The organism is Acetoanaerobium sticklandii (assembly GCF_000196455.1).
In the GTDB taxonomy this organism is placed as follows: Bacteria; Bacillota; Clostridia; order Peptostreptococcales; family Filifactoraceae; genus Acetoanaerobium; species Acetoanaerobium sticklandii.
The window spans coordinates 2,221,238-2,248,114 of sequence record NC_014614.1; the positions used below are offsets into that span (position 1 = coordinate 2,221,238).

Annotated in this window: 23 protein-coding genes and 1 riboswitch; of the genes, 1 reads left to right on the forward strand and 22 read right to left on the reverse strand. The window is 33.0% G+C overall.

Annotated elements, in window-relative coordinates; genetic code table 11:
* The first annotated feature begins 473 nt into the window (after positions 1 to 473).
* Positions 474 to 650: a hypothetical protein gene (locus tag CLOST_RS13935; protein WP_013362302.1), complete on the forward strand. Its 177-nt coding sequence runs from the start codon at positions 474 to 476 to the stop codon at positions 648 to 650.
* A gap of 133 nt (positions 651 to 783) precedes the next feature.
* Here CLOST_RS13935 and CLOST_RS10530 read toward each other — a convergent pair whose 3' ends face one another.
* The 22 genes from CLOST_RS10530 to alr form a co-directional block, all read right to left on the reverse strand.
* Positions 784 to 1,398 (reverse strand): RIO1 family regulatory kinase/ATPase domain-containing protein, encoded by a 615-nt coding sequence (locus CLOST_RS10530; RefSeq protein ID WP_041487194.1) that lies wholly within the window; start codon positions 1,396 to 1,398, stop codon positions 784 to 786.
* Complete coding sequence (mobB, locus tag CLOST_RS10535) at positions 1,374 to 2,036, reverse strand: molybdopterin-guanine dinucleotide biosynthesis protein B (protein WP_013362304.1); 663 nt, start codon at positions 2,034 to 2,036, stop codon at positions 1,374 to 1,376. Before mobB ends, CLOST_RS10530 begins: the two co-directional genes overlap by 25 nt.
* 12 nt (positions 2,037 to 2,048) lie before the next feature.
* Positions 2,049 to 2,777 carry an energy-coupling factor transporter transmembrane component T family protein gene (locus tag CLOST_RS10540; protein WP_013362305.1) on the reverse strand — a complete coding sequence of 243 codons (729 nt, stop codon included), beginning with the start codon at positions 2,775 to 2,777 and terminating at the stop codon, positions 2,049 to 2,051.
* The gene (locus CLOST_RS10545) at positions 2,764 to 3,432 is read right to left on the reverse strand and encodes an energy-coupling factor ABC transporter ATP-binding protein (RefSeq protein WP_041487195.1); all 669 of its coding nucleotides are present in this window, start codon (positions 3,430 to 3,432) and stop codon (positions 2,764 to 2,766) included. The genes CLOST_RS10540 and CLOST_RS10545 overlap by 14 nt, the downstream gene beginning before the upstream one ends.
* Positions 3,433 to 3,440: 8 nt before the next feature.
* On the reverse strand, positions 3,441 to 4,088 hold the full coding sequence (locus CLOST_RS10550) for an energy-coupling factor ABC transporter ATP-binding protein (RefSeq protein WP_013362307.1): 648 nt from the start codon (positions 4,086 to 4,088) through the stop codon (positions 3,441 to 3,443).
* Entirely contained in the window at positions 4,085 to 4,534 is a 450-nt protein-coding gene (locus tag CLOST_RS10555) for a molybdopterin-dependent oxidoreductase (RefSeq protein ID WP_013362308.1), read from the reverse strand. The genes CLOST_RS10550 and CLOST_RS10555 overlap by 4 nt, the downstream gene beginning before the upstream one ends.
* Before the next feature lie 74 nt (positions 4,535 to 4,608).
* Positions 4,609 to 5,643: an alkaline phosphatase family protein gene (locus CLOST_RS10560; protein ID WP_013362309.1), complete on the reverse strand. Its 1,035-nt coding sequence runs from the start codon at positions 5,641 to 5,643 to the stop codon at positions 4,609 to 4,611.
* Positions 5,644 to 5,652: 9 nt separating this feature from the next.
* Positions 5,653 to 6,207, reverse strand: coding sequence for an ECF transporter S component (locus tag CLOST_RS10565; RefSeq protein ID WP_041487197.1), 555 nt, complete (start codon positions 6,205 to 6,207; stop codon positions 5,653 to 5,655).
* Positions 6,208 to 6,235: 28 nt separating this feature from the next.
* Positions 6,236 to 6,721 (reverse strand): hypothetical protein, encoded by a 486-nt coding sequence (locus CLOST_RS10570; protein ID WP_013362311.1) that lies wholly within the window; start codon positions 6,719 to 6,721, stop codon positions 6,236 to 6,238.
* A gap of 10 nt (positions 6,722 to 6,731) precedes the next feature.
* Positions 6,732 to 7,910, reverse strand: a complete 1,179-nt coding sequence (locus CLOST_RS10575; protein ID WP_013362312.1) for an FMN-binding protein — start codon at positions 7,908 to 7,910, stop codon at positions 6,732 to 6,734.
* Positions 7,907 to 9,484, reverse strand: coding sequence for an FMN-binding protein (locus CLOST_RS10580; RefSeq protein ID WP_157858300.1), 1,578 nt, complete (start codon positions 9,482 to 9,484; stop codon positions 7,907 to 7,909). The genes CLOST_RS10575 and CLOST_RS10580 overlap by 4 nt, the downstream gene beginning before the upstream one ends.
* Before the next feature lie 13 nt (positions 9,485 to 9,497).
* Complete coding sequence (locus CLOST_RS10585; protein WP_013362314.1) at positions 9,498 to 10,319, reverse strand: molybdopterin-dependent oxidoreductase; 822 nt, start codon at positions 10,317 to 10,319, stop codon at positions 9,498 to 9,500.
* Between the two features lie 24 nt (positions 10,320 to 10,343).
* The gene (locus CLOST_RS10590) at positions 10,344 to 13,760 is read right to left on the reverse strand and encodes a two-component regulator propeller domain-containing protein (RefSeq protein ID WP_013362315.1); all 3,417 of its coding nucleotides are present in this window, start codon (positions 13,758 to 13,760) and stop codon (positions 10,344 to 10,346) included.
* Positions 13,761 to 13,833: 73 nt separating this feature from the next.
* Complete coding sequence (locus CLOST_RS10595) at positions 13,834 to 15,060, reverse strand: S-layer homology domain-containing protein (RefSeq protein ID WP_041487198.1); 1,227 nt, start codon at positions 15,058 to 15,060, stop codon at positions 13,834 to 13,836.
* A gap of 16 nt (positions 15,061 to 15,076) precedes the next feature.
* A riboswitch (molybdenum cofactor riboswitch) is annotated at positions 15,077 to 15,197 on the reverse strand.
* 261 nt (positions 15,198 to 15,458) lie between these two features.
* Positions 15,459 to 17,837, reverse strand: coding sequence for a Lon protease family protein (locus tag CLOST_RS10600; RefSeq protein ID WP_013362317.1), 2,379 nt, complete (start codon positions 17,835 to 17,837; stop codon positions 15,459 to 15,461).
* 133 nt (positions 17,838 to 17,970) lie between these two features.
* Positions 17,971 to 18,726, reverse strand: coding sequence for a WecB/TagA/CpsF family glycosyltransferase (locus CLOST_RS10605; RefSeq protein WP_013362318.1), 756 nt, complete (start codon positions 18,724 to 18,726; stop codon positions 17,971 to 17,973).
* Between the two features lie 15 nt (positions 18,727 to 18,741).
* Complete coding sequence (gene csaB / locus CLOST_RS10610; RefSeq protein ID WP_013362319.1) at positions 18,742 to 19,845, reverse strand: polysaccharide pyruvyl transferase CsaB; 1,104 nt, start codon at positions 19,843 to 19,845, stop codon at positions 18,742 to 18,744.
* Positions 19,838 to 21,907, reverse strand: a complete 2,070-nt coding sequence (locus CLOST_RS10615; protein WP_013362320.1) for a DUF5693 family protein — start codon at positions 21,905 to 21,907, stop codon at positions 19,838 to 19,840. The genes csaB and CLOST_RS10615 overlap by 8 nt, the downstream gene beginning before the upstream one ends.
* 15 nt (positions 21,908 to 21,922) lie before the next feature.
* Complete coding sequence (locus tag CLOST_RS10620) at positions 21,923 to 23,731, reverse strand: LTA synthase family protein (protein ID WP_013362321.1); 1,809 nt, start codon at positions 23,729 to 23,731, stop codon at positions 21,923 to 21,925.
* Positions 23,732 to 23,820: 89 nt separating this feature from the next.
* The gene (locus CLOST_RS10625; RefSeq protein WP_013362322.1) at positions 23,821 to 25,020 is read right to left on the reverse strand and encodes a phosphatidylinositol-specific phospholipase C/glycerophosphodiester phosphodiesterase family protein; all 1,200 of its coding nucleotides are present in this window, start codon (positions 25,018 to 25,020) and stop codon (positions 23,821 to 23,823) included.
* Positions 25,021 to 25,206: 186 nt separating this feature from the next.
* Complete coding sequence (locus CLOST_RS10630) at positions 25,207 to 25,569, reverse strand: type II toxin-antitoxin system PemK/MazF family toxin (RefSeq protein ID WP_013362323.1); 363 nt, start codon at positions 25,567 to 25,569, stop codon at positions 25,207 to 25,209.
* 52 nt (positions 25,570 to 25,621) lie between these two features.
* Positions 25,622 to 26,776: an alanine racemase gene (alr, locus tag CLOST_RS10635; RefSeq protein ID WP_013362324.1), complete on the reverse strand. Its 1,155-nt coding sequence runs from the start codon at positions 26,774 to 26,776 to the stop codon at positions 25,622 to 25,624.
* Positions 26,777 to 26,877 lie beyond the last annotated feature (101 nt).

The window sequence follows — 26,877 nt, forward strand, 5'->3', positions numbered from 1 at the left end:
TTTTTTATAAAAAAGTATTGCCAAGCTAATATTTATGCAATATAATTTTCAGTGTAGAAAATAATTTTGAGAGGGAGGTACTGTAAAAATGATTAAAACTAACGTCTACAGCGAAATGAAAACTTTATATTTTTATAGTACTGTTGTCTTTATATAGATAGACTTTAGAATGAATTTTCTATTGTGAATTTATGTTTATATTGACCGCAGTCTATATTACTGCGGTCTTTTTATGTGTTTTTCCACATGAGAATTACTTGTGTGGCTTACCATGTCAAAAAAGACCAAGCAAAGCTATGGTCTTTTTATTTTTATATAAATAAACGAAAGGAGTGTTAGTATTATGAGCATTACATTATTTGTTAAAAGGGTGACTATGAGATGATGAATTCATTTGTCACTAAAAAGCAAGGTATTAATTATCAAGCCAATCAATCAATATTTAAAAGAAAGAATATGAGGAGGAATACTACATGTCATCTATGAACGTTGCTTTTTCACTAAGCTCATTAAGATTTGATATAAAAATTTCAAAAAGAGCGAAGGATGAAAAAAATCTAGAAAAAATATATAAGCATGAAAAAAGAATGAATGAAATTCTTGAACAACAAAGAATTCATCAAGCGACATTTTTAACACATCGCTTCTAATTTAAAGCGATAAATTGGTAGTAATAGAAAAGAAGGTAGCATTAATTTGCTACCTTTTTTTACTGTGATCACTAGGCAAATAAGCAAACTTTAATTTCAATAACATCTATCCTCTATTAATATAAAAATTATTCTAAACTGAACGCCTGTTTTTGATTCTAATAAGTGCATTCTCGCTTTCTCTTATGACAACTTCTTCACTCAATTTCAGGTCTGTTAATAATATCTGCATTAATTTATCCGAAAAATCAATTTTCCACTTACTTTCAGGATAATATGTCATAGCAAAAGCCAGTAAATTGCCTATATCTGTTTCCACATTACCTTGATTCACCTCTTCAAAGTCTATACCAAAAACTTCATTTTCCTTTATAATAAAGTTTCTAAAATTTACATCCCCAAGCATAATGTCATTTTTATAATAATTTTTAGTGACAAAGTAAAAAGCTTTCATCCATTGGCTCAGCTTTTTAAGCATAGCTTCATAGCTCTTAGAATCTTCTCTTTCAGCTTTTTCATACCAGTCTAATAAAGTAACGTCTCCCAAGTCTTCTAGTATCAGAGTATTTTTATAAGCTTTAATTATCTTTGGAACATTACACCCTTTTTTATTCAAAAGCTCTAATATCTCAATTTCAATTTCCATATTTTTAGGTTCATAAAATATTTTTTCTATATAGCTCTTTCCATCTTCAATAACTCTATGCACTTGATTTTTTTTACTTATAAATCTCGTTTTCGTATACATATACCCGTATCCTCATTCTCTATATGTAAGCCTAACTCTTTTGTCATAACTTGCATAGTATGACATAACAGCTCTTGTAATTCTGCTGATATATTAACTTCCTTGCCCCCAATTACAACCTTATATCTCGCTTCTTTTTTATCTTGAAAAAATTCAATTGCATTTTTCTCGATTAAATCAACGAGCTTTTGAATATGAGTTATTCCATTTATTGAAGGTATATCTTTATACATATCAAGTTCACTAGATACTCTGCCTGATATAGCAAAAACAGTTTCATCCAACCTATCTTCAATTCTATTTATATTGTGAGCTGTTAAAATTTTAGGAATAGATTTCTCCCTGACTCCTTCCAAAATTACATAATCATGGTTATAAAATGATAGAATTTTAGCTAGGCTCAATTTTTCTTGAAACAAAATATCAGTCTCATTTTCTCCTCTTGCTGTAACTAGCTGTGAGCCAGCTTTTTTATGTCTATCTGTATTGGTGCCTTCTACATCCATCTTAAAGTTATGAAAATGGATTTCCTTTACAGTTCCTACCGTATAGTTCCTTAATCTGAGTTCCTTAATAATATTTTCTATCGTTGTAGTTTTTCCTGAATCCGTTATACCTATGACCGATACTACTTTCATATTACACCTCATTTAAAAAATGATGATAAATGTCCAAGCTCCTATTAAACTTATTGTAATTATTAAATAATCAATTTTATTCATTTTAAGTATTTTATAGCTAGACCTTTTAGGATATGCTCTAAAAGCTTTCATTTCCATAGCAGTTGCAAGCTCTCTTGCCCTTAGGATTGAATTTGCCGTAATTGGCAAAAGCAAATATTTATAGGTCAGCAGTTTTTCTTTTAGCTTTATTTTTTTTAGGTCGATTCCTCGAAGCTGTAAAGCAACTACCATATCTCTCATCTCATCTTTAAATAGTGGCAAAAATCTAATTGAAATAGATACCATAAAGGCAATTTCATAGGGCAGTCCCATCTGTATCAATGCTTGTATTATTTCTCTGCTCGTTGATGTAGTAAGTATTACTGATGATACGATTATTATCATTAGCCTTAAAATAAATTCTGTAGCTTTCATAATCCCAATATCAGTTAGGAGACTTACACTCCCTAGACTTATTACTGAATTGCCTTCCTTTATAAATATACTTTGTATTATTGCTATAACAAGAATTAGTCCTAGCAATTTTTTTAGTCTTGATACTACTGAAATAAAATTACTATTTAAAGCTAAGGCTATTAGAATTGCTACAGACAAAATAATTACTAAGCTTAGCAAATCTTTATATATCAAACCCAAAGTTGATAATAGAGCAACTATTGCAAGTTTTGTTCTTGGATCTATATTAATTTGCTTCATCCTTTACAATTCGACCCCCATCCAAGTGGATTACGCGCTCACCGTGCTCTTTTATAAAATTTTTGTCATGAGTTATGATAAGTTTTCCAACATTTTTTTCTTCAAGCTTATTTAAAATCATAGAAAGGTTTATAATTTTATCTTTATCTAGAGAGGCTGTGGGTTCGTCCAAAATAAGATATTTTGGATTGCTCATTAAAGCTGAAGCTATAGCAAGCCTTTTTTTCTCTCCATAGCTTAAAAAAAATGGATAAACGTCTCTTGCTTTTTCTAAAGCAAATAGTTCTATCATTTCTTCTGCCTTTTCCATCACCGCTTCCTTTTTTTCTCCTTTTAAGATCTCAGCAAAGGTAAGCTCATCTATCACAGAAGTAGTAAAAAGCTGTCTTTCTGGATATTGAAAGACATATCCTATACCTTGACCTATTTCAGAAAGAGTCATGTTTTTCGAATTGTCTCCAAATAAAATAATATCTCCTTCAAGTGGTTTTAAAATTCCCATGATAAGCTTGCTCAAGGTTGTCTTTCCCGAAGCATTATTCCCTGTGATAACCGTTGTCCTTTTGCAATCTAATTGCAAGGAAAATTTTTCAAATAGCTTTTTATCTTTATGATATTGATATTTCATATTTTTTATTTCAATTAGATTATCCATAATCATCCCTAAATATATATTATATTATCTGCAATTTTTATATTTTCCATATCATGATCTACCATAATTATTGTTGTTCCTTCTCCCTTTAACTTTATAAGTATATCTTTAATAACCTCTTTTTTTTCTTCATCAATCCATGACATAATCTCATCACATATTAGTATTTTAGGCTTCATCATCAGAACTGATGCCATTGCAATAAGTTGCTGTTGGCCTCCTGATAAATTATTTGGATTATCATACCTATATGATTGCATATCTATTAATTTAAGGATTTCATCTATTCTCTTTCCAATTTCATCTCTATCTATACATAAATTCTCTGGTCCAAATGCCAGCTCATCTTCAATAGTGGGTGAAAATAGCTGTGTTGATGGATTTTGAAATATAATGCCAACTTTAGAAGCAATTTCAGATAGAGCTATATTATTTATATTTTCTCCAAACAACAGCACTTCTCCTGAAATATCTCCTTGATATAGTTTGGGAATAAGACCACAGATGCACTTACATAAGGTGCTTTTCCCACTGCCACTTTCTCCTAAAATTGCAGTTATTTCTCCTTCTTTTATATTTATAGATAGATTGCTTAGTATATACTCTTTTGAGTCCTTATACTTAAAGCTTAAATTCAGAATTTTAATAGCCATCATTTTACACACTCGATTCTTGTAAGCCATTTGCATCTTCTGTTGCTAAAATCATCAGCTACTACTATAGATTCGTAGGGGCCTCTTCCTCCATTTTCTTTACTTCCCAGATAGTTTCCATCTTCTTTAAAAACAATATAAACATTGTTATTCTTAAGTATCTCCTCAGTAGTATAGGCTACTGAATAATTGTCCATTCCACTAAGTACTAAAGCCGAGCTTTCATCTAAATCTATTTGATAATGGGATAATATATTTTTCAACTGTACACCAGTATACTTATGGTTTGTTGGATTGGTAGAAGATGTATCTAGTACTGAGGTAAACTCTTCTTCTCCTATCACCATCAAATCATTTAATCCTATCAAATATTCCTGCTGATTTGCCAAAAGCAGAATCTCAGAGTTTTCTAATAATTTTTTTTGCTCTTCAATATTTGGCTGATTCAATTTCAAAGATATCCAAACGGCCACGAATAGGCACAAAAATATACAAATTACAGCGAAATTTTTTTTGTGCATTTTTATTGCTCCTTTTTAAAATAAGGTACTAGCATATCTTCTTGTATACAGTTTCCATGACTTCCACCATCTTCAAATTTATGCATCCCATGATCTGCTGTCAATATTATTGGTCCATTCCAGATGCTACTAAGTTCTTGAATATACCCATCGATTTGTTTTATATAATTCATAGTTTCTAAAGCTTGAGGTCCGTAAGCATGTCCTCTATCATCAATTCCATGAAAATGTACAAATATCAAATCGTACTCATCCTTAGCTACTGATTTTGCTGTTTCAAATATTTCGTCGTCTATATTTTTATCATTATTAGAATCAACATGGAGTTTGGGTTCGATTTCAGTATCTAGAATTTTTATATCGGCTTCAAGCAGTATCGCTTGCTTTTTCTTGCTCAAAGCATAAGCAAACATACTATCTACATTCATACTTCTAAAGCTTCTATCATGAACTCCGTTTATATTGGGATTTTCACCAGTTATAATGGCAGCAAACCCCGCATTCGTAACCGGTGTATATACACTCAAAGCTTCATTTCTGTAATACTTGCTAATATATTCTATATAGTTGTTCTCTTTTGCATAGTTGTACTGATTAAGCGAGAATCCATCAAGCAATATCACCATTACTTTTTCCTCAGAATCCAAATATTCTTTTGCATCGTAAAAAGCATCCCTTATACTGTACAAATTATCATGTAAATAAATGCCTACAACATCACTTATTATTTTATCTTTATAGGTTATATTTACTCCATTTGAATCACTTGAGAGATAAATATCAGCTGTAGTTTTTCTTACAGAACCATCTCCAGTTATTATTGAAATATACTCACTACTTTCTTTAACCAGTTCTTTAAAATGTATTTTTTCTTTTGGCCTATAATTTTTAACCAAGTTCTCATCTTTATTAAATACAGTTACTCCATTTAGCTCCAAAGAGTTATTCTTTTGTAATTTAGATTCAGAGCCGCAGCCCACAAGAAATAAATTCGAAATTATTAATGTTACTAGTACAATTATCTTAGCTATCCTCATTGTACACCTCTATATATTCAACTTCATACTTTCTAAGCTTTTGACGATATTTGATGCTATTAGCCCTCCAATAGCTCCCGATAAAGCTGCACTTGAAAATAAAAGCAGTAGCACAGTAGAAGGAAGCCTAAAAAATAGTAAATTAGAAATAGCTGTACCAGTTATATTCGCTGCCATACATCCAAAAATATAATGCATAACAGTATATTTTTTGTCCCTGCATACTAGAAATACAAGGTCAGCAACTATCCCTGGGCAAGTATATGAAATAATACTCATAATTCCATGCGTACCCATAGCTCCACTTGCTATTACTAAAATGCTCTGGACAACACCTATAAGTGTCCCTGTTCCAATTTTTTTTATATATCCAATTCCTAGAACAATCCAAAGCATGTAAAATCCTCCAGCAATAGCACCTCCTGGTATAAATAAAGGTCCTGTAAGAATATGGACTAGGGGCACTATAATTGGCTTTGTTGCTATCCCTAGAGAAGAGATAATTGCTATAATTACAAGGTCAAAAACTGTGTAATTTCCTAATAAGCTTTTTTCTCTATTCATAAATACCTCTATAATCATTTATTTGATTTTACTCTAGAATAATCTCATCCACATGTTTTATCCAGCGCTGACTAAATGAATCTTTCCTTATTATTAGTTGAAATGGACCGTTTCCACCTTGTTTTTTTGACTTTAGATATTCTCCATCTCTTTCAAAGGTCAGATATACATTCCTTGGCATCATTATCTCTTCAAGTGGTAAAATTATCCGATATCCATCAGTTGCATTAAAAGTAATATTCTTCATCTTTGTAATATCTATCCCTAAAGATGAGAATAATAAATTGATTTCGATACCCTTATATTCAGTTTCTTCTGGTTTTTTTCCACTACTTCTCACTACCGCTGGAAATACAACTGTCTCTGGATGGTTATATATATATTCACTCTTTATGATTATATCTTCTTCATTTATTAATATATTTATGGACGCTTCTTCTTTTTTTGTTAGATTAAATATAAAAATAATAATTATTATTAGCAGCAAAGGAATTAAAATTTTTTTGAATTTCATACTTTACCTCTTATTCTTTATCCAAAGCTTGACTAAGTCCACTTTTTACTCCATTTATAAAAGCTCTACTAGTTACTGTAGCTCCACTTACACCATCTATATTTAAACTTTGAGTTTCAATAATTTGAACTGTCATATTTTTATAAACCTCTTCAAAGTATCCAGGAGTTTCATTATGACTTATAATGTCTATTTTATTTATTTTCTGGTTTTTTATAGTCACCCTAACCTTAATATTCCCTCCAAACCCTGTCCCTATACCCTTATAGCTTCCATTCTTTATTCCCTTTAAATCCATAGCTCCTGAATACTCTTCATGTAATGGGATTGCTGGAAGACAGAAATATGTGAAAAGCATTAAGCCTATACCCATGGCTAAATAAGTGCTATTTTTCAGCTTTTTTCCAGCAAAGCTTACAAAGTAGCCTGAGGAATCCCTTAAACACGTCTTTTCCGTACAACTAAGACAGTTTATACACTCTGGCGATATATAAGTTTCTTCACTAGTGGTAATATCTACAGGACAGCTTAAAAAGCAATTTGAGCATCCATTGCAGGTTTTTTCTTTTTTGATTTTTAGTGGTCCAATGGCATAAAGAAGGCCTTGAATAGCTCCAAGCGGACATAAGCACCTGCAAAATACTCTTTTATAAATTAAAGATCCTATTATGGTTAAAACTAATAAAAATGTTCCTATTTGAAGATTTATTCCTACGAAGATATTAGCAAAGGCTAGCCATACTGAAAGCTTTGAGATGTATTGTCCTAATCCAAAAATGCTTAGAATCAATATTAATATCAGTATGAAGTATTTAATAACTTCAGGAACAAAAAACTTACTTCTTGGAAGTTTTTTTTCTTTGATTCCAAATCTACTCCCAAGGAATTTAAAAAAATCCTGCATAGCACCTATGGGACAAATATATCCACAAAAAATTCTACCAAATAAAGTAGCAGTAACTACAATTGAAATTGTAAGTGCAATCGGCTTAGTTATTCCCCTAAAACTATATGCTACCTCTGTAAATGAGGATTTTAAAGCGCTCCATCCACCATAAGGATTTAAATCGCCTATAGATAGAAATTTAAACTCAATAAAATCATTTATGTATAAACCATAGGTTACAAAATTTAAAACAATAAAAGAAGTTATCAATAATTGAATAAGGCTACGCTTTTTTAATCTCATCGCTTTTCTATCCTTAATACATTCTTCATTAGCTGAGTATCTTTATGAAATAAATACACATTTTTATCTTTGTAGGTAATATAGTAATTTGAAAGCTCTTTTAAATCTAATAAAATCTCGGAACCATCTATGTTGACTACATTCAAAGCTATGTCTTCTTCCCATATCATTCCCGAAGTAATTAGTACATCTTCAAGGAGCAAGCCCTGCTGTCCTTGTATTTCTTTTATTCTAACAACTTTTTCCATGCTTTTGGGAAAGATTACTGCATCCTTTGTAGTTGAGAAATGAGTCATTTCTTTTACATTCATTCCAAGTTTAAAGTTTGGAGCTATGTTCATAGGTGCATTTTCCCCATCAACTTTAATGAAATACCTTTGTCTCACTATAGAAATCGTTTCATTTTTTATCAGTCCATCAGAAGCCGCCATGGTAAAAAAGCCTTTTTCATCCACAAAATCAAACTTATTTAGGATTTTCCCTATCTCAATAGATTTGTCTTTGCTTCCATAATACTCATAATAGTATGGTTCTATATCTCCAGTTAAAGCATCAAACATATAGACTTTATCTATCTCCTTAGGAGATATTTGTTCATATAAGTCTATACTCGAAACCATTTTCACCCAGTAAGGTCCCATCTCATTTGGCAGTGCAACTCTAACAGGCTTTTCTTCTTCCTTTAATTCCTTTCCATCTACTTCCCAGACCAAAATAACTTCATTTGCTTCTAACTTTTCTCTGTCTATCATGGTATAGTAGCCATCTCTGCCTGTGATGCCCACTCCTTCAAATTTGCTTAAATCCAGCCCTTGCTTTTCCAGAATAGTTCTAAGGCTCGGTCCCTTTACTTTCATAGGAGTCTTGGTTCCTGTAGTATTAATTAATACTACACTCATATCGAGCTGTTCAAAATCTTTTAGCTTTTTGGTATCAATTCTTTGAGAACCACCATCCCAGTTGATTACAAAGCTATTGACATCATTTTCCCAAATCTCTTGCGAAACTACATCAGGCACTTTTTCCATTTCTATACCACGCACTTTATATTGATAAGCTCCTATTGCCGCATTTACTGCATTAACAACTGCCTGCGAACTCACTGTAGCACCCGTAACCTGAATTATGTCCTCAGGTTTTTCCTTATCTAGTACGACTAAATTCAAATATTTATTTGCCCCTATACCTTTAAATCTTTCTAAAAACCAGTTTTCTTCTATATGCTCAGCATATCCAACTGTTTCATTGTGATTTAGTATTTCTATTCCTTTGAGTTCATCACTCTCGTCATCTAAGGCAGCCAATACTTCAATTGGACCAACATACCCAACACAACTAACTACAAAAGCCTTTATTACTCCATCTACCTCATAAGCTCTTTTTACAGCAGGTAAATTAAGAGAAACAAATGTATCATCAGCTATATCTTTTACTAATTTGATTTTTTGAGCCTCAGGATAAAACGCTTTGATTTTTAATTTTTCCTGCGACGCAGTATTGTTTAGAATAAATGAGCACCCAATTACAGCAAGTATTATCCCCAAAATTATTATATAAAATTTTCTGTTTTTCATTTTATCACTTACCTTACTCAACTATTATTCTATCAATATTAGAAACCCACTGAGGCTTATTTACATCGCCTGCTTCTTTTTGGCCTACTATAAGCTTATAAGGTGGTCCATCTGCGACATCATATTCTATTCCCTTTTCTTCCCAGGCTATAATCATGGGAAATTTTTTCTCTGGATTGGTTTCATCAATATAATCTAATTTCTTTACCTGATTCACCGTAAATTCCATACTATATCCATCAGTGGCAATTAAAGTAATTTTTGATGCATTTGGAGAAATTTTTGCTTTTTGTTCTAGCAAGCTCCACAGCTTAACTCCCTTAAATGAGGTATGACCTGTTGTTCCAAAACTATTTAATGAATAAAATTCATCTTCAAAAATAATATCATTCATGGATTTTAATTCAGCCAAAGTTAAATTAAGCTTGTTTGCGATATTACCTTGTATTTTTAAAGTATTTGCTTCTACTTTTTCTTCTACCTTATGAGCTTCTGCTAAGCTAGGTTCTGCTGAATTAGTTTTTGCTATATCATTATTTTCTTGTTTTTCTGGTGCTTGAATTGGCTTGGGCTCCTTAGAACTTTCTAATTTTTCTTCAGAATCCTCTTTGTTAACATTGGAAGCTAATTCCTGAGAAATTTCTTCCTCAGGAATATTACTAGCACTGTTATCTTCTTTACTAACTTTTATATCTTCATCTTTTGACTTAGTATTTTCAGTTTGCGTAGATACATCCACGGATTGCTCTGTATTTTCTTTTGAAGTACATCCCCCTAGCATTAATATCCCAAGCAATAAAATTAATGCTAGTATACGTTTTGATTTAGATGGCATCTTTGCTAGCCTCCTTTAAAAGGTTTACTCTTCTGACGAAATAGCTGCTCCTCCATTACTTCCTACAAAAATACTGTCTTTGTCTACATCAATATAATAAATATTATCCCATTGTCTACTTGGAAAGGTATTTGTCGAATCTATTTTTTTTAGAATTTTACCTACTTCTTCACTTACAAGTAGCCCACTTCTATGAGTTGCTATATATAATCTTCCTTTATGTTTTTTATCTGCTTGTATAGCTCTTATATCATCTTCTGAAGCTATTTCAGGAAATAAATCTTTTGCCTTATATACTTTTTTTACTCCATTTTTAATGTAATCAATTTCTGCATGTCCTTGCCCTGGATAATTTCCTGATCTAGTTATCCATATACTGCCTTCACTGTCAATTGAAATACTCCTTACCCAGTTTGTTCCAAAAGACTTATTCTCAAAGTCAGTATACGTAGTGATTTTTCCTGTTTTATCAATATACTGATAGCCTCCTATATATTTAGAATTTTCAGTATCTCCTATAGTATCTGGATAAAACCCTATCCATACACCACCTTTGTCATCAGGCTCAATAGCATCCACAGAGCTTAGAATCAATCCATTTTTCTTAGTATATACCTTCCATAAATTATTTTTATCTATATATACTGCTCCACTTCCTGTTCCTATCCACATGCCACCTTTACCATCTAGCTCTAATTCTTGGACAAAATTCGAAGGAAGTAAAGAATTTTCAGTGTTTAGCAGTTTCCAACTATCACCACTTTTAACCAGTATTCCCTGTGGAGTTTGAGCTCCTCCAAGAGCCATCCAAAGTTCTCCATTTTCACGCTGTACTATAGCATAAGAAATATCTACAGTTACTTCTCCTGCATTGTCAGTTGTAATTTTTGTAAGATTCTTCCAACTTCCTTGGGGCGTCTTTATCGCTATTCCTGCATTGTTAGTTCCTACCCAAAGATTTCCATCCTTGTCTATCTCCATACATCTTACACTAGCTTCTGGTAATTCTTTTCCCGTGTCATTTTTATACAGCTTCCATATATTATTATCAGTTTCGTTTTTTGCTAAAGTAGAATCATTTGCGGTTCCAAAATTGAGTTGCTTAACATCTTTCATTTCTGGGGCTTCATAATCTCCCGTTCCTACTACGATACAATCTACCCATTTCACCCACATAGATTTACTTTCTTCAACTACTAATCTCAGTGGCCCATAGGCATTGTTGTTAATATAGCCTGTACTTCCTTCATTGGGAACAAGAGGATAACCATCAACTGCATAAGCAAGTAGTATTTTCTTCAGCTCTCCCTTGGAATTAACACTTCCGTTTATAACCTGATCCATGCTTCGTAGAATTTGATTGTAGCTTTCTCCACTAAACACTCTTATACTTGGTGACTTAACTCCATCCTTAAGCTCTACTGCTTTTGATATCATATCCCAAAGAACGACTCCTTCAAACTCTCTAATTCCATCTCCTGTATATATATCTCTAATGGCGTATTGCTTCATTTCTTCAACCTGCCTTAGAGTAAGAGTAACTGGCTGTTTTATCTGAGAACCAGTAATTCTAAGTACTGGCTTATCTAGGTACTCCTGATATCCATTTTGATTATGACTCCATGAATCACCTGCAGTCACATCTTTATGATTTGCTTTTCCTTCTATGCTACTTTTTATATCTGTAGATATAGATTTCCCTCCACCAATAATGATCTCTTTTAGAAATTGTACTTGATTTGAACCATTAGTATCATTGTAGTTGGTCTTTCCAAAAATTATTCTTAGTGGTCCACCATCATTTCCTAGGCCTGCATTATATCCACTATCAGTAGGTCTAGTGACATATGGATATCCGTTGAATCCATATGCTAAAAGCACTGGCATTCCAGAGTTTAGCGGTTTAACCTGATTCCCATCAAAGCTTCCGTCACCTTTATCCATAGCCTGCTTTTCGTAGTATCCATAGAGTGAACTATCCTTTATTTCTTTAATTGTCATAGGCGCAAAATTGTAATTATCTGCTGCTATGAATTGAATACTAGTGGATTCATCTATATTTGGATCTATTCCAGCTTTAAGTAAGAGTTCCCATAGGGTAACACCTTTATACTTATTGTAATACCAAAAATATTCGCTGTTTGATAAGCTATATTCCATTTCTAACTGAATATCCTTCATGGCTTCTAAATCCGACACTTTATACCTTACCTCTTTACTCATCTTATTGCCATGAATCACAATTTCATAGTCCGTGTACTTGGTGTCATTATATGGAGAATAAGTATGCTCATAAATATTTTTTGCATCTTTTTCTTCAACATACATATATGCAACATTAGAAAATTCCTTTGCATCTTCGCTCTCTTGCTTATAAATAAGTTTGAAGCAGCCATTATCGTTGTATTTATCAGGCTTAAATCCAACATCTGTATCTAAATAGACAAGAGGTACTCCATTGATACCATAGGATACTGTATACTTATCTGCCTCAGAAATTGGTACAGTAAGAATTGGCTGCCTTGATTTATTTTTGAACACAATATTTCCTGCATTAGGCTTTACTTTTACATAGTTGTCAATCAAGTGCTTAACATTCATTCCTTCATATGTGCTTTTGACAATCTTATTCTTTATTTTTTCAAAGGTTGTGACTATTCTTTGCCCTTTGGTATCTTCTTCTATCTGTCTGAGCGATATAGCTCTATATCCCTCAACAGCTGGCCCCTCTACTGTAAACGTTGCACTAGATATAGCATCGACATTGTAAGGTGCTCCTGTATAGTCTATATGCTTATATGTGGATTTTATTGCTGGCTTATCTAATGTAGATTCTTCTCCTATTGTAATTTTTACAACTTCTTTTCCCCACTTAGACATATTCATATCATCTATGTTTGTTTGCCCAAACAATAACTTTGGAAAGTCTTTATCCAAATCACTATCAGTAAGAGCTCTATCCTTCCAACTTACAGGTGGCTTAAATTTATCCTTTGGAAAATCTGCTAAAACTGCTGTATATCTAGCAATCATTGGTGATACTTTTACTTTTTTAGCTTCTGTAAAATCACTTGAATAATATGTATTTTGTAGCTCACTTACTGATTTATTAAACTCAAATCCATCTGCACAAGTAAATTTTACTGTGTAATCCTTATCTGTTTTTAAATTGGTTTTTCCTATTAAATCAAATAAATCATAGCCTTTTGCCTTAACTATCTTATGAAAACTTAAACTATTATTGGTAGAATAAAATCTTTCAGTCATTTTATACTTAGACCAGTCAGATGATGTTATTTTGACTTCGCTATGAATTCCACTGCCAGTAATTAATAGCTCTGTAGCTAAGCCTTCCGCAGATATAGGATTAAATACCATCAAAGAAAAAATCATACATAATGTAAGTAAATAACTTAAGCCTTTCAACCTTCTCTTATCCATACTTATCTCTCCCAACCTATGCAAATGAGCGAAAGCTGTTGCTATCGCTCATTTACTTAATTCTAGACTGTTATTATTTTTTAAATAAAGTATTATAGACTATAGATGCAGCTTCTGCTCTATTGACAACTTTCGCTGGTTCAAAGTTTTCTGTTGCAATGCCTTCAAAAACCCCTTGAGCTTCAAGCCATGCTATAGAATTTCCTGCCCATCCAGGAACTATATCTTTATCTGCATATTTTGACTTTTCCATTACAAACTTAGTCATTTTTGCTTCAGCTACAACTCCAGATTTTACAGCTGCTTTTCCTGCTACTACAGCTATTTCTTGTCTGATTATAGCTTTTTCAGGCTTAAATGAACCGTCTGTATATCCTGTGAATAGTCCTGCATCAACCGCTGCTTGAACATAAGGAGCAAACCAATCACTGGCATCTACGTCTGTAAATCCACCTTTGTATTCTTTAGGTTCATAGCCTAGAGAAGCAACCATAATCGTGCATATTTGAGCTCTCGTAAGGCTAGCCTCTGGGTTAAATTTCCCTTCACCCATTCCATTTATAATTCCTTTTTTAGCAAGCTCTTGAATAGCTACTTCTGCAAATTTATACTCATTAGTTATATCATTAAACACTATAGCTTGTGTTTTTTCAGCATTTGATTCTGTAGTATTATTTGGTTCTGGAATATTAGAGGTTTCAATAGCCTCTCCTACAGAAATATTAACAACCATTTTGAATACAGTTCCAAATTCTCCTGCAGTCTTTACTTTCCTATAAACTGTTATTTCTTCGCTATCAGCATTGTCATCATTATTGATATTTTGGCCGTCAACTTCATAAGCTAAAACATATTTTAGCTCTGGATTAAAAATATCTTTTAGTGATTGAGGATCTATTGCATATCCATCTGATGCTGTAAATAAAACCTGTGCATCATTTGCAGTTACACCTGCTTTTTCTTTTAGCAAGTAAGCAAGACTAACCCCTTTTACCTTAGCAGATTTCTCTCCCGTCTTGCTATTATAAATGTATTCATCTTCGATTTGAGCTTCTGCAGGCATTGCCTTTAAATCTTCTAGTGTAAGCTTTAATTCAGTTTTCAGCCCTGCTCCTGTAAGCTCTACAGCGACCTTGTCTCCCCCCTGTGCAAATACTGCTGATTGAGCTATCAACATTACTAGCACCAAAAAACTTGTTACAAATCTCATCTTTTTCCCAAACATTTTTACATACACCTCTTCCTTTTTTTCAAGTAAATCTTCAAGCATTTTAAGGAAGCACGCACAAAAAAACAGCATGCCTAATGGAATGTTGTTTTGCGCATGATATTCTCCTTTCCATCAGGAGGCCTGATTGTTTCCAATCAAACCCTATCGGCACAGCAACCATAAATTTATAAGTTCACAGGTTGAAATGCTCGGAGATTTATTTAATTTAATAATATTTTAACATACTTAACAACTAGTGTAAATGACAGAACTTTCTTAAAATTTTTCTTTCTAGCTTTATTTATATAACAACTGATTTGAGAATTAATCTTATTCATAACATGAAAAAACCTCCAAAAATATAAGCAATTTTAAATTAACTTATCTTTTCTGGAGGTTTATTTCATCCTATATTTTAGTCATAGTTTTAAAATACTATTATATTAATCTAAAATTTAAATTAATATAATATGAGAGTATAAAATCAATTATTCTTCATCTTCACTATCCTTAGCTTCTTCTTTTTCTTCGTAGTACTTTAAACCTTCGTGAATTTTTTCTTCGATTTCATCATGGCTTAGTCCTGTTAATATTTCTAGTCCCTCTTCAACATTTGAAATAGAATATATATGGAACTCTCCTTTTTGGACTGCTTCTACTACTTCATCTTTGAGCATGAGGTTCTTGACATTTTGCTTTGGAATTATAACTCCTTGGTTTCCAGTTAGGCCCTTTAGCATACATACATCAAAGAAGCCTTCAATTTTTTCATTAACTCCACCTATAGGCTGAATTTCTCCCTTTTGGCTTATAGAACCAGTTACAGCTATATACTGTTTTACAGGTATCTGAGCTATGCTTGATAAAATCACATAAAGCTCAGTAGAGGACGCACTATCGCCATCTATACCTGAATAGTTCTGCTCAAAGGTTATGGATGTTGTAACTGATAAAGTGGTTTCCTTTGCATATTTTTCACCTATATATCCTGAAAGAATGAGAACTCCCTTGTCATGACTAGAGCCACTTCTTCTTACTTCTCTTTCAACGTTTATTATTCCAGCCTTGCCTTTATAGCTAGATGCAGTGATTCTTGCAGGCTTTCCAAATGAATATTCTCCTGTTCCCATGACAGCAAGTCCATTTATTTGCCCTATTTTTTCTCCGTCTATATCTATTAGAAGCGTTCCATCTTCATACATTTCATTTAGCTTTTCTTCATACTTATTATTACGGTATCTCTTTGCATTTATTGCTCTTTGTACATCTTGAGCGGTAACAAATACACTAGTCTCATCACTAAGTGCATCAGCTTCATATAGTATTTCTACTAGCTGGTTATATCTTGAGCTTAGTTTATCCTTGCTGTCAGCTAGTCTTGAGCTGTACTCAACAACCTTTTCGACAGCTTCCTTTGAAAAATGCTTTAGACCCTTTTCTTCGCACTGAGTGGCGATAGAACGTGCAAATTTATATACATTCTCTGATGATCTTTGCATTTCTACATCAAAATCTGCCATAATTCTAAATAGCTTTCTAAAGTCTTCATCATAAGAAAATAAAACACTATAGGTGTAATAATCTCCTATAAGAATCACTTTTAAGTCCATATCAATAGGCTCTGGTTTTAAGGTTGCTGTTACTATATAGCCATATTGCTTATTAAGAGTTTCAATTGTTACTTTATTTGTTTTTAATGAACGCTTAAGACCTTCCCAAGCAAACTGATGAGAGAATAAATCCTTCACATTTAAAATTAAGAAGCCTCCATTTGCTTTATGAAGTGCACCTGGTTTTATATCCATGAAGCTAGTTGTTAAGAAGCCCATTTCATTTTTATATTCCATCATACCTGTTAAGTTATAGTAGGTAGGATTGGTTTCATTTACTATAGGCGCTCCTATTCTATCTGAGTTATCTATAAAAAGATTTACCTTATATCTTTCGAAGAATTTCTTTGGATCTTCCTTTTGAATGGAAAATGGATTTGCAGAGGTTTTTTGCTGTCCCTTGAATTTATTAATATGTTCTACCATATCCTCTTTTAAATCATTAATATGCAGAATTACCTTTTCATTGGAGCTATATTTTTCTACTATATCGTCAAAGAAAAATGAAATAACTCTCTCTCCGGTTTTTCTATCTAGCTCAATTATTTTTTCTCTTAGTTTTTGCTCTAGGTTTCTCATTCTGTTCATATATTCAGTTACTTCTTTATTTAAGTCCTGAGACTTCTCTCTTAATCTTGCAAACTCATCTTCAGAAAGACCGTTATATTCTTCATCACTCATAAGACTACCATCTTCCTTTAAAGGAATAGTAAGCAGTCCTTGATTTCCCTGCTGAAAAAAGAAACCTCTATCTTTTGCAAACTCATTTAATTCTTCAATTAAATTTTGTCCCATTCTTTCATATTTCTGTGCTATCTCATTGTTTCTAAGTTCATACTCTCTTGATGTGAACACCTTTGGTATCTCTTCGTAAAGCTTATCCACTACAGTATCCATATCCTTTTGAAAATGCTTTGCTTCTCCTGCTTGAAAGCTAATTGCCTTAGGCTCATCTGGGTTTTTAAAGTTATAAACATAGACATAATCTTTGTTGTTCTTTTTTGTCTGAGCAACTTTCGAAACCATCGAATAGGTATAGCTGCTTCTCCCTGTTCCGCTTATACCTGCTACAAATATATTATAGCCTTTTGCTTTCATTTTCAGTCCAAAGTTCAGAGCTTCTGCTGCTCTTTCTTGGCCTATTATCCCTTTTAAAGGCTTTAAATCCTGAGTGCTTTTAAAATCAAAATCATCCATATTGTATTTTAATTTTAAATCCCTAGGTTCTAATCTCCATTTTGAAATATCTACTGGCACGGCTGATTCCCCCTTATAAAATGAGTCCTTAAACCATAGTTACCCCTTTTGTGCTTTGATTAAATCAAAAAATAACTAAATAGAGCATAAAAAAATAGACGATGCTAGTATCGTCTATTTCTGGCTATATTATTTACATAGGCTTATCTTTTTTTATAAGCACCTTCAGTGCAAATACAGGTATAGCTCCGAGTCTCTTAATTCTCCACGGCTCTTTTATTGCTCTATATGCCCACTCTAGACCAAGCTTTTGATATATTTCTGGTGCTCTTTTCACTGTACCAGCATATACATCTAAGCTTCCTCCTACTCCCATAAATACTTTAGCATTTAACTTATTTAGGTTATAGGAAATGAATTTTTCTTGCTTAGGAGCTCCCAAAGCTACAAAAACTAAATCAGGATTTGCGTTATTAATATGATTTATAACTTCTTTTTCATCAGGATGATCTACATTTCCAGTATGCTTTCCTTTGAAATAACCATGATGCGTCCCAGCAATTGTTATATTAGGATACTTGATTTTTATATTTTCTGCTGCGTCCTGAGCTATGCCTTCTTTTCCGCCAATAAGATAAACGCTGTAGCCATTTTCACTTGAAAACTTCAAGAGATTATCCATTAAATCAATCCCTGTAACACGCTCTTTAAGTGGTGTTTTCATTATCTTGGATGCAAGCACTAGCCCGATTCCATCTGGAACCACCATATCAGCAGATTTAATTATTTCAAATAAAGTCTTGTCTTTATTTGCGTTGACTACTATTTCACTGTTAGGGGTTACTATAAAAAATTTTTTATTAAGCATTAATGCTTCTGCTACTCTTGAAACAGCTTCTTTCATATCTACCCTATCAATAGAAACTCCCAAAATCGTCATTCTTTGCATTTAGAACTTCCTCCGTTACTGCGATAGTAAATCATATACTTTGTGATTGTGTGTATCTGCAAGCTCAATAAATTTATTCTGATATTCCTTGAGCTTTATAGTATTTTCTTCTTTGTTTATAAAAGCATCCTTTAATTCTTTATAAAGTAGCGTCGCATTTAAATTTTCTACTTCCATTGCATCTTCTCTATCCATCATATGAAGAAAGCTTTGAATCTTAGGGTCATATGATATTCCAACTGGATAAACACCCATAAGAACAGAAAAAATCAAGCCATGGAGTCTCATAGCGACCATGATATCCATATTTCCAATAAGGGACAAATAATCTTCAACATAAAGATATTCATCTATTATAACTACCTTGTCCTTAATATCTTTATCGAGATTTTTATGGATGCTTTCCATAAGCTTTAAGTCTTTGTAAAAATGAAAAGGAATAAGCACAGGTACGCAGTCCATATCCTGAACTATATCAGTACATAATTTTGCCATTTCTTCAGCTATATTATTCCCTGTCTTCCAGTGTCTTACCGATATTCCTATATATGGCTTTCCCTTTATCTTACTTTTTTTCTCAAGTACAGCTTTTCCCATTTCTAATGGTGGTTTAGATATTCCAAAAACAGTATCTGTAGTAACTAAAATTTCTTTTGTCACACCGAGGCTCTCTAGTTCAAGCTTAGATTTTTCATCTCGTACATTTATGAAATCTATGGAATTCAATATTTTCCCAAGCAACCATCTGTTATACTTCTTGTTAACTGGACCTATCCCTTGAGAGTATATCATCACTTTTTTCTTGAATAGTCTTTTCGCAAACCATATTATACCTATATAGTAAGCAATAGACCTCTTTGACGTTACATCTTGAAACAGTGACCCTCCTCCACTTACAAGGAGATCCATGTTCTTCATTTCTTTAAAAATATGCAGCAAATTAGTTCTTTTGATAGATCTTACCTCGTGTTTTTTACTAGTAAACTCCGGATGTTGAGATAAAACTACGATATCTATCGGCCCTTCAACCCTTTTTATTCCCTCAATCAAACCTTTTAATATAGCTTCGTCGCCTACATTATTAAATCCATAATAACCTGATATGAGTATCTTATGCATTTTTCTTGACCTTTTCCAGGAATTTTATAAATAAATCTGCACAAAGTACAAATATAGCTCCTGTTATAACTGCAATAGCAAGCTCATAGCTGACTCTTAGATATGAGATATAAATAGGAGTTCTAATATGGGAAAAGGTATTTAAAATATTGCTCTGCCCAATGGCTGCAACAAGGGCAAATGCAGGAAAGCTCCAAATAAATCTTTTTCTAAAGGCTAAAAATACAAATAAAATAAGCGCTGGATAGCCTAATAAGAAGGCTTTGTTTCTCGGTCTAGCTGGCAAGAATAACTCCAGCATGTTTCTTACGAGTAATTCTATAGATGAAGGCTCAACATTTGATTCATGTCCACTTCTAAGCAGTAAAAGAGCTACTGCTCCAAGTAGTACCCCTACTATCAGCGCTTGCCAAATTTTAATATTTCCTAGCAAAAATTCTTTTATTTCATTTACTCGTAGGTAATTGTCTTTATCTTTTCTACTGTAGCCAAAATAAGCCATGTAAGCTACAAGTGCTATTGCTAGAGGAGCTACCTGTGAAAGCTTTACCCCTTTGAAAATATCTAGCTCTAAAAGATACTTGCTCTGAGCAAAGAAGGCTACCTCATATATTGCTCCTATTAAAGATATCGCTATTGCAAGTACAAGCACTATAAGTCCTCTTGCATAGGCTTGGAAGGTTTTAACCTTTTGATCTTTTGCCAGAATATCTTTTATTATAGCGAGAACGCAAATTATAGCTAGCGATGGGAATACAATAGTTGCAAGCAGCCCAAACAGCTTATTAACTAAATCCAGCTTAATGTTTGCCGCATATATTCCTCCAGTTAAAATAGCTGATACCATAAACCCTAAAAGTAAATGCTTTCTTTTTAATTTAATTATATTTTCAAGCATGATAAATGCCGCAGCTAAAGTTCCAATCGCCGCAATCATCTGCATGCTTCTTCTTGCTCTTAGCGGCTGCATAGGCTGTACTTCACCTGGTTTTATATCGTGAGTTTTCGAAAGGCGTTCCTGCAAATCATCAAGTCTATCCTTATATATTTTCATATCAGTTACAGCCTTGCTATTTGGCATAATAAATGGTTTAAAATATATAATTCTTATATTTCTCTCTGTAATTGCTCTATAAAAAGTATTTACTATCTCTTCTCCGTTGTGGTGCATAGGTATTCCATAATCAAATCTTTTTTGTATGAATTGCCATGTAGTAAAAGCTCTTATAGCTTTATAATCCATTTTTTCAACCAACGGCTGAAGCCCTATAGTTTCTAGATGCTCTCTTTGAACTGAAGCCTCAATCATACCAACTGAAATGTTTCTGTCGTACAGAGTTTTAGCAAGATAATCTAGCTCTTCGTCGCTTCCGATTACTTGCTCTCCAGCAAAAATTACATATGTTTGCTTTAGGTTGTTTTTATCTATAGAATCTATAAACCTATCTATGGATTTTTTAGCATCTTGTGTATCTGCAATATATACTGGTCTTAAAAGCACATTTAATCCTGAAGCTTTTGCTAGCTTAATTTCATCTTCTAAGAAGCCTAGACCGGTGTACTCTAGCTTAGAGGCTTGACCGATTGTACTAGCTCCGATTTTATTGCCCACAAAATCTCTTACAACTGTTGAATCAAAAGCCATATCTTTTGGCTTTCCTTCAATTACCAAGGTATTATCATCTCTATATGTCATTTTTCTGGATTCTTTAAGTACCTGCTTTAGACCAGCTTCAATGAACTTCAGCCCTTCATTTTCTCCAGCTATAACTAAATCGTAGCCTTCAAAGCTAGTTCTAATTTTAAAATCTTCATTCATTTTAAGAGAGTTAATAGTAGCTTCTCCTATGTTTACAGAAGCTACTCCTGCTTCTTTAAAGTCTTTAAGGGATTTTTCCATATCTTGTTCAGCTTCACTTGAATATCTAAGCATTTCATTGTAATCTAAAGTTAATTCATAGGTTTTATAGCCATTTTCAACTTTCATCCTATCAAATAGTATGAATGATGATACGATAAGTCCAAGTGCAAGAAATATCGCAAGTATTCTTTCTACCCTCATAATGTTACCTTCCTTCTAATTCTCATTTTGATATTTTTTGCCAAATAAATCATCATACATGATTTGGTATTCATTCATTCTAAATTTTTGTATGTCTTCATAAGTTGATTTTATATCAAAATATGTTTGCTCCGATATACTCTGATCTTGATATTGAGCGGCCATGTACCCATAGAATTTAGGTACTGTAGCCTCAGCATAATCTAGCAGTACTCCTGAAAGAGCATTTATCCCAAGATTCATAGTCTTTGGATTTTCTTTATAGTTGCTCCAAATTATATATGGGGTTGCAAACATATCTTTTCTGCTTGTTCCAGCTTTCATGTTTGTATAGTATGGGTAAGTCCTATACATTGAGAATCCACCTGGCAAATGATCTCCGAAATAACATAAAATCGTAGGCTTATCTCTTTTTTCTATATATTTATAAAGCTCGTATAAATCATTATCAGATATTTTAACTCCTGTAGCATATCTCGATAGCATATCCTTATCTTCAGCGGACAAATCGCCTTCCACTTTAATCTCCTCAACTCCTCCAGGAACATAATAAGGAGCATGATTTTGGACGGTAACAGCAAAAATCATCTGATTTTTGTCTTCGTTTTCCTCAAGTGTATGTTTTATCTTGCTCATCATATCTGCATCACTAATCCAGCTTCCAAAATAAAATGGATTTTCAAATTCGTCTACAGAAATAAATCTATCAAAGCCCATATACTCATAAACCTTTTTTCTATTCCAAAACTCTGGAATATTGTTATGTATGGCTGTGGCTAAATAATTATCTTCCTTCATATATCTAGCTAATGAGTTTATATCGTTTTTAATATGCTGCTGGTAAGGTACAGAGCCTTCTGGAAGGTGCTTTACACTATAACCAGTTAAAAATTCAAATTCAGTATTTGCAGTTTTCCCTCCTAGAACAGGAACGTATACTTCACCAGTTATCCCTTTTGCTCCTATTTCTCTAAACCTTGGCATTGGGTCACTTGAAAACTCTAGCCCTTCTATTTTCGTTACGTCTGCAAAGGATTCCGACATGATAACTACTATATCAGGCGAAACCTCACCTTGCTTTTCATATGCTAGTAGCTCCTTGTCGATTTCTGCAATTTTAGTTTTACTATATCCATCCGGTTTTTTAATAATAATATTGCTGATATTTATAGTAAATCCAAGCAAAAAGCCATTGTATGTATAGTTCTGATTCTGGTCCCAAAAATAATTAGTAATCGCGTTTGTTCTAAAAAAATCTGCTCTATATTTATTTTCCGAGGAGAAACCTATAAGTACACTTGAAAACATAGTTATGACTACTATAGAGCTAACTACACCCAAAAGCTTATTGCTATTGTATTTCAAGTTTACTTTTTTATCCCAGAAAAAATAAAATGCAACGACTATTAATAGTAAACTAGCAGCTAGTCCTAGAAATGCAATACTTTTTGAATCTAAAAATTCATTTTTCATCGCTGGCATTACTCTAGCCGCATCTTGAATAAGAAAAATATCCCAAGGAAGAAAAGGAACGCCTTGGTATTTAAATTTTGACATATTCACAAAGCCCATTAGAGTCGATAAAAGCAGTGCTAAAAAGCTAGAAAGCCAAACCTTCCTAAATAGAATATAAATAAATCCAGTAAGAGACACAGCTATAATTATATTAAGTGCTACTATTCTGGGCTCACTTGCCATAAAGCTCATAATTTCTCTAAAAGAAGCTCTGTTTGACAGCTCTAAAAGCACAACTAGCATAACAGAAAACAACGAACAAAGGAGCAGACCTATGTAACCTGCTCCCTTTATATATTTAGGTTTCAACTAACCCTCACATCCAATCTATACAATCTGGGAAATATCCTACAATATTATACTACAAAAACGAAGATAACAAAATATTAAGTAGTAATTTATAGGCTATCAAATTGTGTAGGGGTTATAAAATCTGTGTAAAAACCATATACTCCCATATTTTTAAAATTTTTCATTTGCTCAGCATCATTTATAGTATGTGTATATATTTTTATACCATAAGAATTAAATAGAGTTATATCTTGAGCATTAATTCTTTCTGGTGGCATAGTAACAACCTTGATTCCCTTTGCTGTTACAAATTCAAGTGCTTGCTGATTTGTAGCTGAAGTAGCATATAAAGTATAGATAAGTGATTTAAATTTATGCTGACTCATAACTGCATCATACATACTCTCATTGTAAATTTGAGGTATAATTCTATCTAAAACTGATTCATCCACTTCTTTACACACTCTAACAAGCTCTTTAAACTGAGCTGAAGATTGAGCATAGTCAGTTATTTTAGTATCTGTAATCATATAGATATCAGGATTTGCACTCATTATAGCTACTATTTCCTCTATATCTATAGTTTTATACATACCGTTAAATTTAAAATTCAAAAATTCTTCTTTAGTTGGTATTTCGTTTGAATACTGCTCTGGAATTGGTCTTCCATATTTGCTAGCTAAAAGCTCATAAAAACCATGACTAGCAACAAGCTCTCCGTGAACAGTTGGAAGAAGGTCTACTTCAAATAATCTAAAATCACTTTTATAGCTTTGCTTCATTGCATCTAGAGTATTGCTGTTTGTAACTCCATTTACTGAGCCTAAAGCGTGTGCTATAACTCTGTTTTTTGTCCATGCATAGGCAGATGGTGTTTCACTTTGCTTATTTATTACATTAAAGCTCATCTTCACATTGCTAGTAGTAAGAACCTTCCCAAAAGCAGATTCTACAGCTTCAGTGCTAATTACAGTCTTTCCCATATAATAAAGTATTCCATTTGGAATACTCTTGCTCATTCCATTCGTAGTTACAGTTTTATTATTTCCATCAAAAACAATTGTTTTATTTTCATATGTATATTCTGTTGGACTGACCTTGGTGTACTGTAGCAGATTCATTAAATCTTCTACGCTTACATATATTTTATGTTCAATAATATATGTATCTATTTTCCCATCATCTTCAGTTTGTTCTGCTACTGGCTTACTATCATTATCTTTATCATCCTTAGTATCTGCAAAAACTTGAGCTGGAACTGATAGAGAAAGTAATAAGGTTAACATCAATGCTATATGTCTTTTCAATTTCATCTTCTCCTTTTCATCTATTGTCTATATTATGTTATCATTAAAAGCCCACTATTTCGGTTACAGTTTAAAGACAGAAAAGAGCTGCAAGAGAAAATTCCTCTTACAGCTCTAAAATATGTACAGCTTGTATTAAACTTAGTTTTAATTCTTAATTGTTATCATTATTTGGTTAATGATAGTTTATTGTTCAAAAATACCTAAACTAACTTGAAGCAACTTGTCAATTTGCTCCATCAGATTTTCATCGCATCGTCCAATTTTTTCTTTAAGACGCTTTTTATCAATGGTTCTTATTTGCTCCAATAAAACTACCGAATCTTTAACAAGCCCATAGTTCCCTGCCTTAATCTCAATATGAGTAGGCAGTTTGGCTTTATTAATCTGTGACGTTATTGCTGTAATTATAATTGTCGGAGAATATTTGTTACCTATATCATTTTGTACAACGAGTACAGGTCTGGTTCCACCTTGTTCTGATCCTATTACAGGATTGAGGTCGGCATAAAAAATATCTCCTCTTCTGACTGTTATATTATTGCTCATTATTATGCACTCTTCCCTTCACCTGATACTCGAGAAGATACGTTAGGTAGCCCTAAATCAGATAATCTTGTACCTTGATAATCTTTCCATCTTCTTTATATATTCTAGGCACTCTGCGCTGTACCATACACAGTAGCTCATAGTTTATGGTCCCTAGTCTTTGCGCAAAACGTTCGATATCCATACCCTCTTCATCCGAAAATATAGTAATCTGGTCTCCTACCTTGGCCTCTTCTTCCAATGAAAGCATGCACTGGTCCATACAGATACGCCCAACTACTGGCACCATTTTATCATTTAGTTTTACATCAGCTTGTCCAGATAACATTCTGGTAAATCCATCCGCATATCCTATAGGAATCGTTGCTATTATTTCATTTTCCTTAGAGCGATATTTATGACCATAGCTTATCCCTCTGCCCTCTTCCAATTTTTTTACATGAGCAACCGTGCTTTTAAGTGCCATTGCTGGATATAGCTTTACTTTTGATTTATCTACATCATCTGATGGATAATGACCATAAAGTATTATTCCAGGTCTTACCATATCTAGATGATACTCTGGTAGCATCATAGTTGCAGCGCTGTTGCAAACGTGTTTTATTGGAATTTTAAGTCCTTTAGTCTCTAACTCATTTACAACGAAGCTGTAATTCTTATACTGCTCATGAGTATAGCTTAAATCTTTGTCATCTGCTAGTGCAAAATGTGTGAAAATGCCAACTATTTCTAAATTTTCTAAGGTTGATATCTTAAGTATTTCATCTACTGCTTCATTATCACATTGAAGCCCAAGTCTAGACATACCGCTGTCTAGCTTAATATGTATTTTTGCATTTAGATTATTATCTTTGGCTATTTGAGATAATAAAGCAGCTTTTTCATAGCTGTAGATTGTGATGTCTACATTGTTTTGCATCATATCCTTAAACCTGTCCTCTGGAACATAGCCTAGGCACATTATAGGCTTAGTGATGCTATTTTGTCTTAGCTCTAAAGCTTCTTCACAAACTGCAACAGCAAAATAATCTGCTCCTTCTTTATCTAAAACCTTTGCATACTGCACAGCTCCATGTCCATAAGCATTCGCTTTGATTACTGCACAAAATTTCGTCTCGGGTTTAAGCAATTTCCTTATATTATTATAATTTGCTTTCACATGGTCTAGATTGATTTCTGCCCATGTCGGTCTAAATGTATGGCTCATAATGCAATCCCCCTTCTGATATCATACAATTTATATCTACCATAAAAAATATGATTTAAACTATAAATTTAATCTAACCTCATTATACCTTGAAGCTAGAA

What these genes read in the sequence shown, in the direction of transcription:
- CLOST_RS10630 (WP_013362323.1), bottom strand. Translation starts at nt 25,569, where the DNA reads ATGAGCAATAATATAACAGTCAGAAGAGGAGATATTTTTTATGCCGAC.
- CLOST_RS13935 (WP_013362302.1), top strand. Translation starts at nt 474, where the DNA reads ATGTCATCTATGAACGTTGCTTTTTCACTAAGCTCATTAAGATTTGAT.
- CLOST_RS10550 (WP_013362307.1), bottom strand. Translation starts at nt 4,088, where the DNA reads ATGATGGCTATTAAAATTCTGAATTTAAGCTTTAAGTATAAGGACTCA.
- csaB (WP_013362319.1), bottom strand. Translation starts at nt 19,845, where the DNA reads ATGCATAAGATACTCATATCAGGTTATTATGGATTTAATAATGTAGGC.
- mobB (WP_013362304.1), bottom strand. Translation starts at nt 2,036, where the DNA reads ATGAAAGTAGTATCGGTCATAGGTATAACGGATTCAGGAAAAACTACA.
- CLOST_RS10615 (WP_013362320.1), bottom strand. Translation starts at nt 21,907, where the DNA reads ATGAGGGTAGAAAGAATACTTGCGATATTTCTTGCACTTGGACTTATC.
- CLOST_RS10560 (WP_013362309.1), bottom strand. Translation starts at nt 5,643, where the DNA reads ATGAGGATAGCTAAGATAATTGTACTAGTAACATTAATAATTTCGAAT.
- CLOST_RS10605 (WP_013362318.1), bottom strand. Translation starts at nt 18,726, where the DNA reads ATGCAAAGAATGACGATTTTGGGAGTTTCTATTGATAGGGTAGATATG.
- CLOST_RS10575 (WP_013362312.1), bottom strand. Translation starts at nt 7,910, where the DNA reads ATGAGATTAAAAAAGCGTAGCCTTATTCAATTATTGATAACTTCTTTT.
- CLOST_RS10590 (WP_013362315.1), bottom strand. Translation starts at nt 13,760, where the DNA reads ATGGATAAGAGAAGGTTGAAAGGCTTAAGTTATTTACTTACATTATGT.
- CLOST_RS10530 (WP_041487194.1), bottom strand. Translation starts at nt 1,398, where the DNA reads ATGTATACGAAAACGAGATTTATAAGTAAAAAAAATCAAGTGCATAGA.
- CLOST_RS10545 (WP_041487195.1), bottom strand. Translation starts at nt 3,432, where the DNA reads ATGGATAATCTAATTGAAATAAAAAATATGAAATATCAATATCATAAA.
- alr (WP_013362324.1), bottom strand. Translation starts at nt 26,776, where the DNA reads ATGAGCCATACATTTAGACCGACATGGGCAGAAATCAATCTAGACCAT.
- CLOST_RS10595 (WP_041487198.1), bottom strand. Translation starts at nt 15,060, where the DNA reads ATGCTGTTTTTTTGTGCGTGCTTCCTTAAAATGCTTGAAGATTTACTT.
- CLOST_RS10565 (WP_041487197.1), bottom strand. Translation starts at nt 6,207, where the DNA reads ATGAATAGAGAAAAAAGCTTATTAGGAAATTACACAGTTTTTGACCTT.
- CLOST_RS10585 (WP_013362314.1), bottom strand. Translation starts at nt 10,319, where the DNA reads ATGCCATCTAAATCAAAACGTATACTAGCATTAATTTTATTGCTTGGG.
- CLOST_RS10570 (WP_013362311.1), bottom strand. Translation starts at nt 6,721, where the DNA reads ATGAAATTCAAAAAAATTTTAATTCCTTTGCTGCTAATAATAATTATT.
- CLOST_RS10540 (WP_013362305.1), bottom strand. Translation starts at nt 2,777, where the DNA reads ATGAAGCAAATTAATATAGATCCAAGAACAAAACTTGCAATAGTTGCT.
- CLOST_RS10580 (WP_157858300.1), bottom strand. Translation starts at nt 9,484, where the DNA reads ATGAAAAACAGAAAATTTTATATAATAATTTTGGGGATAATACTTGCT.